Source organism: Streptomyces tyrfis, assembly GCF_037034285.1.
Taxonomy (GTDB): domain Bacteria; phylum Actinomycetota; class Actinomycetes; order Streptomycetales; family Streptomycetaceae; genus Streptomyces.
Map to the genome: position 1 here is coordinate 102,709 of NZ_JBAGJZ010000001.1, position 12,632 is coordinate 115,340.

At 75.5% G+C, this 12,632-nt stretch carries 11 protein-coding genes; 2 read left to right on the top strand and 9 right to left on the bottom strand.

What is annotated here, in order from left to right; genetic code table 11:
* Positions 1-20 precede the first annotated feature (20 nt).
* The 6 genes from WA762_RS00475 to WA762_RS00500 form a co-directional block, all read right to left on the bottom strand.
* Positions 21-779 (bottom strand): endonuclease/exonuclease/phosphatase family protein, encoded by a 759-nt coding sequence (locus tag WA762_RS00475; protein ID WP_335931714.1) that lies wholly within the window; start codon positions 777-779, stop codon positions 21-23.
* 99 nt (positions 780-878) lie between these two features.
* Positions 879-1,820, bottom strand: a complete 942-nt coding sequence (locus tag WA762_RS00480; protein ID WP_335931716.1) for an ROK family glucokinase — start codon at positions 1,818-1,820, stop codon at positions 879-881.
* A 75-nt stretch (positions 1,821-1,895) separates the two neighbouring features.
* Complete coding sequence (locus WA762_RS00485) at positions 1,896-2,354, bottom strand: DUF5304 domain-containing protein (RefSeq protein ID WP_335931718.1); 459 nt, start codon at positions 2,352-2,354, stop codon at positions 1,896-1,898.
* 92 nt (positions 2,355-2,446) lie between these two features.
* Positions 2,447-3,781, bottom strand: coding sequence for an ArsA family ATPase (locus WA762_RS00490; RefSeq protein ID WP_335931720.1), 1,335 nt, complete (start codon positions 3,779-3,781; stop codon positions 2,447-2,449).
* A 4-nt stretch (positions 3,782-3,785) separates the two neighbouring features.
* Positions 3,786-4,235, bottom strand: coding sequence for an SRPBCC family protein (locus WA762_RS00495; protein WP_335931722.1), 450 nt, complete (start codon positions 4,233-4,235; stop codon positions 3,786-3,788).
* 120 nt (positions 4,236-4,355) lie between these two features.
* The gene (locus WA762_RS00500) at positions 4,356-5,162 is read right to left on the bottom strand and encodes a metallophosphoesterase family protein (protein ID WP_335931724.1); all 807 of its coding nucleotides are present in this window, start codon (positions 5,160-5,162) and stop codon (positions 4,356-4,358) included.
* A 285-nt stretch (positions 5,163-5,447) separates the two neighbouring features.
* Between WA762_RS00500 and WA762_RS00505 the strand changes: the two genes are divergently transcribed.
* Positions 5,448-7,244 carry an AMP-dependent synthetase/ligase gene (locus WA762_RS00505; protein ID WP_335931725.1) on the top strand — a complete coding sequence of 599 codons (1,797 nt, stop codon included), beginning with the start codon at positions 5,448-5,450 and terminating at the stop codon, positions 7,242-7,244.
* Positions 7,245-7,551: 307 nt separating this feature from the next.
* Here WA762_RS00505 and WA762_RS00510 read toward each other — a convergent pair whose 3' ends face one another.
* Positions 7,552-8,694, bottom strand: coding sequence for a glycosyltransferase family 4 protein (locus tag WA762_RS00510; RefSeq protein ID WP_335931727.1), 1,143 nt, complete (start codon positions 8,692-8,694; stop codon positions 7,552-7,554).
* A gap of 127 nt (positions 8,695-8,821) precedes the next feature.
* Between WA762_RS00510 and WA762_RS00515 the strand changes: the two genes are divergently transcribed.
* Positions 8,822-10,108 carry a glycosyltransferase 87 family protein gene (locus WA762_RS00515; RefSeq protein ID WP_335932263.1) on the top strand — a complete coding sequence of 429 codons (1,287 nt, stop codon included), beginning with the start codon at positions 8,822-8,824 and terminating at the stop codon, positions 10,106-10,108.
* Here WA762_RS00515 and WA762_RS00520 read toward each other — a convergent pair.
* Positions 10,065-11,252, bottom strand: coding sequence for a hypothetical protein (locus WA762_RS00520; RefSeq protein ID WP_443080490.1), 1,188 nt, complete (start codon positions 11,250-11,252; stop codon positions 10,065-10,067). The two genes, WA762_RS00515 and WA762_RS00520, sit on opposite strands and share 44 nt — an antisense overlap.
* 211 nt (positions 11,253-11,463) lie before the next feature.
* Complete coding sequence (locus tag WA762_RS00525) at positions 11,464-12,495, bottom strand: C40 family peptidase (protein ID WP_335931729.1); 1,032 nt, start codon at positions 12,493-12,495, stop codon at positions 11,464-11,466.
* Between the last annotated feature and the right edge of the window lie 137 nt (positions 12,496-12,632).

Sequence of the window (12,632 nt, forward strand, 5' to 3'; positions counted from 1 at the left end):
GGCCCGCCGCGCTCGCGCGATCAGGGCCTGAGCGCGGGCACCCGCAGCGCCGCCAGCACCGGCAGATGGTCGGTGGCCGCCCGCAGGTCCGCTTCGGTGACGCCCGGCAGCCCGGCGGGGACGCCGCAGCCGAGCACCTCGATGCCCTCCGTCGCGAAGACCGCGTCGACGCGCCGCCGGGGCCGGTCCGACGGAAAGGTGTCCTCGCCGCCCCACGGCCGGACCTCCCGGCAGTCCTGGAGCCGTCCGGCCAGCCGCCGGAACGCGGCCCCGCCCGGTGTCTCGTTGACGTCCCCGGCGACGATGGCGTGCTCGACGCCCATCGCGTCCAGTTGTTCCAGCACCATCCCGGCCTGCGCCCGCCGTTCCTCGGAGCGCAGGCTCAGATGGAAGCTCAGCAGGCCGATCCGGGTGCCCGCGATCCGCACCACCGATGTGGCGACGCCCCTGCGGTGCTGACCGGGCGTCAGCGGCAGCAGGAGGTCCTCCGTGCGCTCCACGGACGCCCGCAGCGAGCAGAGCAGCAGCGGCCCGGCCGCCGTGGCGCCCCCGCCGAGGACGACCAGACCCGTCCGGGCCGCGAGCCAGGCGGCGCGCTTGCGCCAGCGGAAGAAGCGCGGGGCCTCCTGGATGAGCACGAGGTCGGGGGCGCAGCCGCCGATGACGCGCGCCAGCGCCGCGCGGTCGTCGCGCATCGACCGGATGTTGTAGCCGAGGACCCTGATGACCGCCGAGCCGTCCGGCTCGGTGCGGGAGTCGGGCAGGGGCGTCGCAACCATGGGCCCACGATACGACGGACGCCCGCCGCGTCCCATGGGGCGCGGCGGGCGTCCGGGCCGTGCGTGACTGCGGGCGTCCGGGCCGTGCGTGACGGCGGGTCAGCCCTGGCGGGCCAGGTCCGCCGCGCCCACCAGTCCGGCCTTGCCGCCCAGCCGGGCGGCGAGCACCTGGGCGTGCGGGCGCCACTGGCTGCCGATCAGCCAGCGGCGGAACGACTTGCGGATCGGTTCGAGGACGAGCTCGCCCTCGTCCGAGACGCCGCCGCCGATGATGAACGCGGACGGGTCGAAGAGCGAGGCGAGGTCGGCGAGCCCGGCCCCGGCCCAGCGGGCCAGTTCGCGGAACGAGTCGATCGCCACCGGGTCGCCCTGCCGGGCGGCCTGGCTGATGTGGTGGCCCTCGATGCCGCCGATCGTGCCGTCGCCCAGCGACAGCAGGACCGCCGCGCTCTCCGGGGCGGCGTTGGCGCGCTGGCGGGCGTACCGGACCAGGGCGCGCCCGGAGGCGTACTGCTCCCAGCAGCCCTGGCTGCCGCAGCCGCAGAGCAGGCCGTCCGGGACGACCCGGATGTGGCCGAACTCGGCGGCCACGCCGAAGCGTCCGCGGCGCAGCTTGTTGCCGATGATGATGCCTCCGCCGAGGCCGGTGCCGAGCGTGATGCAGATGACGTCGTCGTGGCCCTGTCCGGCGCCGAAGCGGTATTCGCCCCAGGCGGCGGCGTTGGCGTCGTTCTCGACGACGACCGGGAGGCCGACGCGCTGTTCGACCTTGTCCTTCAGCGGTTCGTGCCGCCAGTCGATGTTCGGCGCGAACAGCACGGTGGCGCGCTTGTCGTCGACGTATCCGGCGGCGCCGATGCCGACCGCTTCGATCCGGTGTCCCTCGCTCGCGCCGGACACCGCCGTCGCGATCGCGTCCACGATGCCGTCAGCCGTCGGCGGGGTCGGCACCTTGAACGTGGTGAGGATGTGGCCCTCTTCGTCGACCACTCCCGCCGCGATCTTCGTACCGCCGATGTCGACGCCGATGGTGAGTCCCATGAATCCCTCAGTTTCGGTCTTGCCCCGCTGGGGCCCAACCGTACCCGAGCCCGGGACCGGGTCCTTCCGCGCAGGTCAGTCCAGGTCGATGTGCTCGCCGCCGCCCGGGCCGTCGTCACGCGGGTCGGCGGGGCCGCCGGGCCGCCCGTCCGGGCCCGTCGGCTCCTGGGCGTCCCTGGTCCAGCGGCGTTCCTGGCCCGCCACGGCGGAGCGGTAGGCGGCGAGGAGTTCGCCGCCGGCCGCGGCGAGGTGGCCGAAGACGTCCGGGTTGCGCTCGATGACGGGCTGGGCTGCGGACTTGGCCTGCTCGACGACCTGGCGCACGGTGTCCTGGGCCGCCTCGCCGAACAGCGGCGACGGAAGGGACGAGAGCCGGTCGGTCAAGGCGTCGATCAGCTTGCGCAGCTCCTCGGCCGCGCTCCCGGGCGGCGCGCCGTACCGGGCGCGGCGGCGGGCCTTCTCCGCTTCGAGGTCCTCGGCGCAGGCCCGCGCCCACGCGTCGTCGTCGGCGGGACGATCGGTGGCTTCGGTCATGGCGGACTCCTGCGACGTGACGGGCCCGCGGTCGCGTGTACCGGACCGTGCGGGCGGCTACTACCGACGTTACCCGAACGGCGCGGCGCCGTTCAGTCCGTGCGGGGCCACAGGCCGGGGTCCGGGGTGAACCTGACCCGAAGCACGCCGTCGGTGAGGGCGGCTCCGGAGACGGTGCAGCGGCGGAGCCCGGGCTCCAGGGGCACGATCCGGTGGAACGGGCCGACGGTGAGGAGGAGTTCGTCCCCGCGCCGCACGAGCTGCAGGTCGGACTTGACGGCCCCGGGCAGGGGCAGGCACCACACCAGGACGGGGTCGCCGTCGGCGGGCGGGGCGGCCACGATCCGGGCGCCGGGCGGCGTGGCGCGCCGTCCGCCGTGCGCGGCCGGGGCGTCGGGGTCCCCGGTCCACCAGGGGTCCTCGACCCACCAGGGGTCGTCGGCCCGGCCGGGGACCGGCTCGTCCGGTCCGGTGGCGAGTCCGTCGCCCGCCAGGCGGCCGTCGCCGGCGTCCGCCCCGGCGGCGGGGCGGGTCCCGTCGTCGAGGAGGGCGAGGTCGTCGAGACCACGGGGGTCGCGGCCGAGATGGGGCAGCGTGCGCAGGCCCGTCGTGGGCGCCCACTCCGCGCACCAGAGGGCGGCGGTCTTCTCCTGCTGCGCGGCGAGGGCGGCGAACCAGGGGTCGCCGGAGTGCGGGGGCAGGACCCGGTTCATGACGAGGGCGTCCACGCGCAGTCCGTGCAGGGCGAGACCGGTGCGGGCGGTGCGCAGGGCGTCCTCGGCGGCCGGTCCCGGCTCGGCGACCAGTCGGAGCGTGGTGGCGCGGTCCTCGATCAGGGCCTGGACCACGGCCAGCTCGGCGTCCTTGCGGGCGGCGGCCTCGTAGAGCCACTGGGCGGGCATGGGCACGCCGGCGAGCTGGGCGAGCATGGGGCGCAGGGCGCGCGCGGCCTGGCGTTCCGAGGGCAGCAGCCGGCGCAGATAGCGGCGGAGCTGCTCGGGGAGGGCGAGCAGGGCGATCGCCTCGCGCAGCGGCGGCAGGTCGACGACGACGAGGTCGAAGCGGCCGTCCGACCAGTCGCCCGCGGCGGCGCGGCGCAGCGCGTGCAGCAGGGCGAGCTGGGTGCTGCCGGGGAGTTCGGTGAGCTCCTCGCCGTCCATCCGGTTCCCGCCGAGCAGGTCGAGCACGCCGGAGGCCCGGTCCTGGAGGGCGAGGAGTTCGTCGCGGAAGTGCTCGCCGGAGTCGACGCGGGCGGTCCACAGTCCGTCGGCGGCCTCGGTGGGGCCGGCGCCGCCGGGGAGGCCGGGTACGGCGTCGGCGGAGAGCAGCAGGGCGCGGCGGCCCCGGCGGGCGGCGGCCAGCGCGGTCGCCGCGGCGACGGTGGTGCGGCCCGCGCCGCCGGGTCCGGTGACGAGAACCGTGCGCACCGGGTCAGGCCTTGCGGACGGACTCGACGCGCTTCTTCAGGCCGGCCAGGGCCCGGTCGATGATGACCTTCTCCGCCTTGCGCTTGATCATGCCGAGCATCGGGATCTTGACGTCGACGGTCAGCCGGTAGGTGACCTCGGTGCGGTCGCCCGCGCCGAGCGGGGCGAGCGCGTAGGAGCCGTCGAGGGAGCGCAGCATCTGCGACTTGACGAGGGTCCAGCTGACCTCGTGGTCGCCGGTCCAGGTGTACGCGAGGGTGTGGTCGTCCTTGATCGCGCCGGCGTCGAGGACGAGGCGGACCTTCTCGGCGCGGCCCCGGTCGTCGGTGGAGAGGACTTCGGCCTCCTTGACCTCGCCGGTCCACTCCGGGTAGCGCGCGAAGTCGGCGATCACGCCCATGACGTCGGCCGGCGACGCCTCGATCTCGATCGTCGAGCTGGTGTGTTCGGCCATCGCCGTGGCTCCTCCAGTGCGGTGTTCCGGTGCGCGGTACCGGATGCGTCGGCAGAACCCTGCCGTCAGAAGGCTATCGCGTGCCCGCGGTGCTCCGTCCCAGGGCCCGGCCCGGGACCGTCACCACTCCAGGGCCCATGGCCTGCCGGTGGACGCGAAGTGGCCGACGTTCACGCATTCGGTGGCGCCGATCCGCGTCCGGCGGACCAGCGGCTGGTGGACGTGGCCGAACAGCGCGTACCGGGGCCGGGTGCGGCGGATGGCGTCGAGCAGGGCCCGGCTGCCGCGTTCGAAGCGGCGCGCGACCGTGTCGTAGGTCAGCTCCGGCACCTCGGGCGGGATGTGGGTGCAGAGCACGTCGACGGGGCCGACCGCCTCGATCTTGGCCGCGTACTCCTCGTCGTCGATCTCGTACGGGGTGCGCATCGGGGACTTCAGGCCGCCGCCGACGAAGCCGAACACCCGGCCGCCGATCTCGACCCGGCCGCCGTCGACGACGGTGGTGCCGGGCCGGGCGTACTCGGCCCACAGACCGGGGATGTCGACGTTGCCGTAGGTGGCGTACGTCGGGGTGGGGAAGGCCGCGAAGAGTTCGGCGTACTGCTTGCGCACCGCCGAGACGATCGCGGCGTCCCGGTCCATGCCCGCCCACAGGGAGCGGCCGAACTCGCGGGCCTCCTCGAAGCGGCGCGCGGTGCGCAGGGCGACGATCCGGTCGGCGTTCTCCACGCCGAAGAGATCGGGGAAGATGCCGCGTGAGTGGTCCGCGTAGTCGAGGAAGAGGACCAGGTCGCCCAGGCAGATCAGGGCGTCGGCGCCGTCCCCGGCACGGGCCAGGGCCTCGGCGTTGCCGTGCACGTCGCTGACCACGTGGAGGCGGGTGCGCCGTGCGGCGGGTTTCTCTCGGGTGTCCGGGGCGGCGGCCATGGCCTCACCCTAGGCCGTGGCCCGGCACCGGCGTAGACCGCCCGGGAGGGCGGCGGCGAGAGGCCGGGCGTGACACACGGTGGACTACTGTGCGCGCAAGGATCACCGTTGTGTGTGACGCACAAGACATCTGGCCGGAACCCTCTATCGGGAACTGAGTACTGGTGGGTAACGTCCGGGCAGTCCGGTCGTGCTCATTTCACGTTTGAGCACCTGCCGGTCTTGGACAGCGGCCGGTGCGTCACACAGAGCCGTGGCACCGGAGCCCGATGAGGAGCAGCAGTCTTGCGCGAGTTCAGCCTTCCGGCCCTGTACGAGGTCCCCTCGGACGGCAACCTGACGGATCTCATCCGCCGCAACGCCGCTCAGCACCCGGACGTCGCGGTGATGAGCCGCAAGGTGGACGGCGCGTGGACGGACGTCGACGCCACCCGGTTCCTCGCCGAGGTCAGAGGGGTGGCCAAGGGCCTGATCGCGGCGGGCGTCGAGGCGGGCGACCGGGTGGCCCTGCTGTCCCGCACCCGTTACGAGTGGGTGCTGCTCGACTTCGCGATCTGGAGCGCGGGCGCGGTCACCGTCCCGGTGTACGAGACGAGTTCGCCCGAGCAGATCCAGTGGATCCTCGGCGACTCCGGCGCCACGCTGTGCGTCGTGGAGTCCCCGGCGCACCAGGCGTCCGTGGAGTCGGTCCGGGCGGACCTGCCCGCGCTGAAGAGCGTCTGGCAGATCGAGGAGGACGCGCTCGCCCGGCTGACGGCGACGGGCGCGGACGTCCCGGACGAGACCGTGGACCGGCGGATGCGGAGCGCCAAGGCGGACGATCCGGCCACCATCGTCTACACCTCGGGCACCACGGGCCGCCCCAAGGGCTGTGTGCTCACGCACCGCAGCTTCTTCGCGGAGTGCGGCAACGTGGTGGAGCGGCTGAAGCCGCTCTTCCGCACCGGCTCGTGCTCGGTGCTGCTGTTCCTGCCCACCGCGCACGTCTTCGGGCGGCTGGTCGAGGTGGCCTCGGTGATGGCCCCGATCAGGCTCGGCTGCGTACCGGACATCAAGCACCTCACCGATGAACTGGCCTCGTTCCGCCCGACGTTGATCCTCGGCGTGCCGCGCGTCTTCGAGAAGGTCTACAACGGGGCGCGCGCCAGGGCGCAGGCCGACGGCAAGGGCGGGATCTTCGACCGGGCCGCGAACACGGCGATCGCCTACAGCCGCGCGCTGGACACCGCGCAGGGCCCTTCGCTGGGTCTGCGGCTGAAGCACAAGCTCTTCGACCGGCTGGTCTACGGCAAGCTGCGCGCGGTGCTGGGCGGGCGCGGCGAGTACGCGATCTCCGGGGGCGCGCCGCTGGGCGAGCGGCTGGGCCACTTCTTCCGTGGCATCGGCTTCACCGTCCTGGAGGGGTACGGCCTGACCGAGACCTGCGCGGCCACCGCCTTCAACCCGTGGGACCGCCAGAAGATCGGCACGGTCGGGCAGCCGCTGCCCGGCTCGGTCGTGCGGATCGCCGACGACGGCGAGGTGCTGCTGCACGGCGAGCACCTGTTCACCGGCTACTGGGGCAACGAGGCGGCGACGGCCGACGCGCTGTCCGACGGCTGGTTCCACACGGGCGACCTCGGCACCCTCGACGAGGACGGCTACCTCGCGATCACCGGCCGCAAGAAGGAGATCATCGTGACGGCGGGCGGCAAGAACGTCGCCCCGGCGGTGATCGAGGACCGCATCCGGGGCCACGCGCTGGTCGCCGAGTGCATGGTGGTCGGGGACGGGCGGCCGTTCGTCGGGGCGCTGATCACCCTGGACGAGGAGTTCCTGCGCCGCTGGGCCGCCGAGCACGGCAAGCCGGCCGGGTCGACGGCCGCGTCGCTGCGGGAGGACCCGGAGCTGCTGGCCGAGGTGCAGCGGGCGGTGGACGACGGGAACGCCGCGGTGTCCAAGGCGGAGTCGGTCCGCAAGTTCCGCATCCTGTCCTCCCAGTTCACCGAGGAGGCGGGCCACATCACCCCGTCGCTGAAGCTGAAGCGGAGCGTGGTGGCGAAGGACTACGCGGACGAGATCGAGTCGATCTACCGCCGCTGACCGCCCCCTCGGCCCGAAGACCCGGAACGGGGCCCGCACCGGTGTGCGCGGCCCCGTTCGCGCATCCGGGCGCGGGCCCGACCGCGTGTCCGGGAACGGCCCCGACCGCACCGCGTGTCCAGGGACGACCTCGGTCCGCGTGTCCGGGCGCGGGCCCGACCGCGTATGCGCGCCGGGTCCGCCGGTCTCCCCGGCGGACCCGAGAAGGGCCGGAAACGGACCGGAGACCGCTAATCCGAGAAGGGCCGGAGACGGACCGGAGACTGCGGACCCGAGAAGGGCCGGAGACGGATCCGGAGAAGGCGGATCAGAGCAGCGCCTGCAACCGCTCCGCCAGCAGGTCCCAGCGCCACTTCTCCTCGACCCAGGCCCGCCCCCGCTCCCCCATCCGCCGCCGCAGCTCCGGGTCCAGCAGCAGGGTGACGATCCGGTCGGCGGCCTCCTCCGCGGAGCCCCCGCGCACCACCCAGCCGGTCTCGCCGTCGAGCACCGCGTCCGGTGCGCCGCCCGAGTCCCCGGCGACCACCGGCAGCCCGGTCGCGGACGCCTCCAGGAAGACGATGCCGAGGCCCTCCACGTCGAGGCCGCCGCGCCGGGTGCGGCACGGCATGGCGAAGACGTCGCCCGCGCCGTAGTGCGCGGGCAGTTCCTCCCACGGCACCGCCCCGGTGAAGCGCACCGACGCGTCGACCCCGGTCTCCCGGGCCAGCCGCTCCAGGTCGTCGGCGTACGGGCCGCCGCCGACGATCAGCAGGACCGCGTCCGGGACCCGGTCCAGGATCGCCGGCATCGCCCGGATCAGGGTGTCCTGGCCCTTGCGCGGCACCAGCCGCGACACGCAGACGACGACGGGCCGGCCGGCGAGCCCGAGCCGGGCCCGGACCAGGTCTCCGCCGGAGTCCGGGTGGAAGGTCTTCTCGTCGACGCCGGGCGGCAGCTGGACCATCCGGGCCGCCGCGGCGGGGCTGAGCGCGGCGGCGATCCGGGAGCGGGTGTACTCCCCCAGGTAGGTGAGGGTGTCCGTGCCGTCGCCGATCCGGCGCAGCAGCTGCCGGGCCGCGGGCAGCTGGGCCCAGCCGGCCTCGTGGCCGTGGGTGGTGGCGACCAGGCGGCGCGCGCCGGCCCTGCGCAGCGCGGGGGCCATCAGCCCGAGCGGGGCGGCCGCGCCGAACCACACCGAGGAGCAGCCGTGCTCGCGCAGCAGCCGCACCGCCCGCCGGGTGACCCGGGGAGTGGGGAGCAGCATCGTCGTGGAGTCCCGCAGGACGGTGAACGGCTGCTCGGCGTCGAAGGCGGCGGTGGCCGCGACGCCCTCGGGGGTCCGCTTCCAGGTGGAGGCGTACACGACGACCTTCGCGGGGTCCAGACGCAGGGCCATGTTGTGCAGGAACGCCTGGATGCCGCCGGGGCGGGGCGGGAAGTCGTTGGTCACGATCAAGGTCTTGTCCATCCCGGCCGACAGTACCGGGCGCATGTCCGCGAACGCCGAGGCAGGGGCGGCGGGGCATGATGGCTCCTCGTACCCGCGCATATCGGTGGAGTACGGCAAGGGAACGGACGGAACGGGTGAGGCGGCCATGACGGAATCGACCGGGGCGCGGCCGGCCGCCGCGGTGTGGGCCCTCACCAGGATCGGGCTGCTGCTCTGCGTCTCCCGGGTGATCGTCCTGCCCGGGCCGGACGTCACCGCCGACGTCTCGGTGATCTACCACGGCTGGTCCGAGGTCCTGAGGTCCGGCACGTACCCGCGTGCCGACGTCACCTGGCAGTACCCGCCGCTCGCCGCGCTCGCCGTGCTCTCCCCCGCCCTGCTGCCGGCCCTGGACTACGCCTCGGCCTTCTTCGTCCTGGCGGTGCTCTGCGACGGCCTGGTGCTGGCGCTGCTGCTGCACGCGGGCCGCCGCCGGGAACGGTCGGCGGCGGGGGCCTGGGTGTGGGTGGCCGGGGTGCCGCTGCTGGGCGCCACCGCGTACGCCCGCTACGACGTGATGGTGACGGCCGTGGCGGTGGCGGCGCTGCTGGCCGGGATCCGTCGTCCCCGGGCGCTGGGGGCGCTGGCGGCGGCCGGCGCGCTGCTGAAGGTGTGGCCGGCGCTGATCCTGGTGGGCGCCGAGCCCGGCGTCCGGACCCGCCGGGCGTGGACGGCCGCGGCGGTGACGGCGGCCGGGCTGCTGCTGTGCGCGGCGGCGGTGCCCGGGGCGTTCGCCTTCCTCGGCTTCCAGCGCGACCGGGGCACCGAGGTCGAGTCACTGGGGGCGCTGGTGTTCCATGTGGCGCGGTGGTTCGGCTGGCCGGGGCGGGTGGAGCTCCACTACGGCTCGCTGGAGTTCCTGGGGCCGGGGGTGGGGCTGGTGAGCGCGCTCGCCCTGGGCCTGTCCGCCGCCGCCCTCGGCTGGCTGCTGCTGTGGCGGCTGCGGGCGCGTGCGTTCCGGGCGAGCACCCCGGCGGACGCGGCGTTCACGGCGGTCCTGCTGTTCACGGCCACGAGCCGGGTGATCAGCCCCCAGTACATGCTGTGGCTGGTCGGACTGGCCGCGGTGTGCCTGGTCTTCCGGGACAGCGGCATGCGCCTGCCGGCCGTGCTGGTGCTGCTGGCCACGGGGCTCACCCAGGCGGAGTTCCCGTTCGGGTTCGACCATGTGGTCGCGAGTGACGCGACGGGGGTGGCGCTGGTGTGCGCCCGCAACGGCCTGCTGATCGCGGCGACGCTGATCGCCTGCCGGCGCCTGTGGCGGCGGACGGTGTCCGCCCCGGCGGACGCCCCGGCGGCGTCGGCGGACGCGCCGGAGCCCGGGACGTCCGCCGGGGACGTTCCCGCGCTCAGCCCAGCCGCGCGCGCAGATGGTCCCGCCAGCGCGCGGTGAACTCCGCGGGCGTGGTGTCCAGCACCTCCCGCAGGGCCGCCGCCACCGCCCCGTCCCGCTCCCGGTGCTCCGCCACGGCCCGGTAGAAGGCGGACAGTCTCCGCTCGCCCCACCGGTCGGCGATCAGCTCGCAGGCCAGCCGGGCGCCCTCGTACGCCCGCGCCAGGCGTGCCGCGTCGCCCGCGAAGCCGAAGTCCTCGTCGGCGGGCAGCGCGGCGGGCATCTCCCCGCGCCGGACGGCGTCGGCGAGTTCGGGCGCCGCCTCGGCGGCGGGGCGGTGCTCGGGGCGGTACGCGGCCCAGTCCGCGAAGCCCTCGGAGAGCCAGGACGGGGTGGCGCCGGTGGTGCGGGCCCGGGTGGCGACATGGGTGATCTCGTGGGTCAGGACGATCCGCCGCCCGAGGGCGTCGAGCGTGCCGTACGCCTCCGGGTTGACGATCACCCGGTCCGCAGGGGCCCGGTCCGGACCGCCGGGGAGGGCGGTGGTGACGGCCGCCAGGCCCCGGTAGTCCCCCGCCGGGCCGCCCAGCAGCCCCGCCACGCCGTCCGCGGTGCGCGGCACGAGCACCAGCACCCGGCCGGGCCAGCGCTCCGGCCAGGCGGCGGAGACCGCGGGCACCGCCCGGTCGGCGGCCGCGGCGATCGCGCGCAGCTCGCGCTCGGCGCGGCCGACGCCGAGGACGAGGCTGCGGGCGCCGCGCACCGCCCGGACCCGGCCCTGCCGCCAGAGCGGTCCGCCGTTCCCGTCCGGCCGGTCGGCGGTGATGTACCAGTGCCCGTCCGTCGTGTCCCGGCGCAGGTCGAGCACCCGGTCCTCGGTGGCCGGGGCCCGGTCGTAGCCCGTGATCCGGTAGTTCAGCCGCACGTCCGCGACGGCCCGGCCGGCGCCGTCCTCGGTGAGCCCGGTGACCTGGTACGTCCAGGAGGCCAGCGGCACGTCCGCGAGGTCGTCCAGCTCCCGGCGCTGGGCCGCGCGCAGCCCGGTGGCGCGGGGGTCGACGGCGGCCAGGTAGGCGTCCGGGTCGTGCGCCCGCACGGCGGCGGCGCGGCGCTCCAGCAGCGCCCGCACGGGGCGGGCGGCGGAGCCGGGGGCGGGGTCGTCGGGGGCCGCGCAGGCGGACGCGAGCAGCAGCGCGGCGAGCAGCGGCGGCCCCGCCCGCCGTCCCCGTCCCCATCCCCTGCGCGGGGTGTCCCGTCGGTCGCTCCAGATCACCCGGTCGAGGGTACGGGCCGGGCGCGGGCGGAAAGCCGGAAGGGGCGCGGCGGGCGTGGTCCCCGCAGCGTCCCGCCGTGTCCCGCCGCACCGGCGCCGTGTCGCGCCGTACCCGCTGCGTCCCGCCGGGCCCGGCAGGCGGTCAGATCCGGGTGACGGACGAGACCGGCATCATCCCGACGGGGTCGTAGCGCACCGGGGCCCCGGGATACGGGGCGTGGATGACCTGGCCGCCGCCGACGTACATCGCGACATGGCTGGCGTCGGCACGGTAGACGACCAGGTCGCCGGGGCGCGCCTCGGAGAGCGGCACCAGGCGTCCGGCGTGCCGCTGCGCCTGCGAGGTGCGCGGCAGGCTGACCCCGGCCCGGGCGTACGCCCACTGCGTCAGCCCGGAGCAGTCGAAGGCGGAGGGCCCGTTGGCGCCCCAGACGTACGGCCGGCCCAGCGCCTGACGGACCGCCAGGACGGCTGCCGCCGCCCGCGTGGAACCGGCCGGCAGCCCGAGGGCCGGCGCGATCATGTCGCCGCGGCCGGAGCGCGAGGCCCGGGCGAGGTCCGCCCGCTCGGCCCCGGAGAGCGTGCCCAGCAGCTGCCTGGCCCGGGCGAGTTTGCGTTCGACGGTCCGCTTGTGGCGGGCGGCGGCCTCCCGGTTGGTCTCCAGCTCGGTCAGGGCCCGGGTGGCCTCCGCGCGGATCTGCGCGAGGGAGCGCCGGGTCTGGCGGAGTTCTTCCAGTCGGGCGGTCTGGCGTTCGGTCAGCCGGTCCAGGGCGGCGGCCCGGTCGAGGTAGCCGTCCGGGTCGGAGGAGAGCAGCAGGGCGAGCGCGGGGTCCAGGGCGCCGGAGCGGTACTGCGCGGCCGCCAGCGAACCCAGCGCCGCGCGCGCCCGGTTGAGGCGTTCCTGGCTCCGGGCCGCCCGGTCGAGGGCCCGGTTCGCCTCGCGGCGCAGCCGGCCGGCGTTCTCGCCGGCCTCGTCGTACCGCTGGGTGGCCTGCTCGGCCTCGGCGTACAGCTGGTCGATCCGGGCCCGCACCGAACGGGACGTGTCCTGCGGGTCGGCGTGCGCGGGGACCGCCCCGAACGCGGCCGCGGCGGTCGCCGCCGCGGCGGACAGGACCGTGGCCCGGGCGCCCCGGTTGAGACCGGACTGTGTGGAACGGCGATGGGACACCACAGGACGCCGCGCTCCCTTCCGCTGTACGCAGATGTGCGCGGCCCCTGCCGCCCGGACGGGCGGACCGACGACGGGAGCCGCACAGCAGGCAGACAGTAGTCGTACGGCTACGGAGCGGCCAAGGACCTCGCGGGGCG

Bases quoted from the DNA above. Each gene is read 5' to 3' on its own strand.
- WA762_RS00475 (WP_335931714.1), bottom strand. From the start codon at position 779: ATGGTTGCGACGCCCCTGCCCGACTCCCGCACCGAGCCGGACGGCTCG.
- WA762_RS00480 (WP_335931716.1), bottom strand. From the start codon at position 1,820: ATGGGACTCACCATCGGCGTCGACATCGGCGGTACGAAGATCGCGGCG.
- WA762_RS00485 (WP_335931718.1), bottom strand. From the start codon at position 2,354: ATGACCGAAGCCACCGATCGTCCCGCCGACGACGACGCGTGGGCGCGG.
- WA762_RS00495 (WP_335931722.1), bottom strand. From the start codon at position 4,235: ATGGCCGAACACACCAGCTCGACGATCGAGATCGAGGCGTCGCCGGCC.
- WA762_RS00500 (WP_335931724.1), bottom strand. From the start codon at position 5,162: ATGGCCGCCGCCCCGGACACCCGAGAGAAACCCGCCGCACGGCGCACC.
- WA762_RS00510 (WP_335931727.1), bottom strand. From the start codon at position 8,694: ATGGACAAGACCTTGATCGTGACCAACGACTTCCCGCCCCGCCCCGGC.
- WA762_RS00515 (WP_335932263.1), top strand. From the start codon at position 8,822: ATGACGGAATCGACCGGGGCGCGGCCGGCCGCCGCGGTGTGGGCCCTC.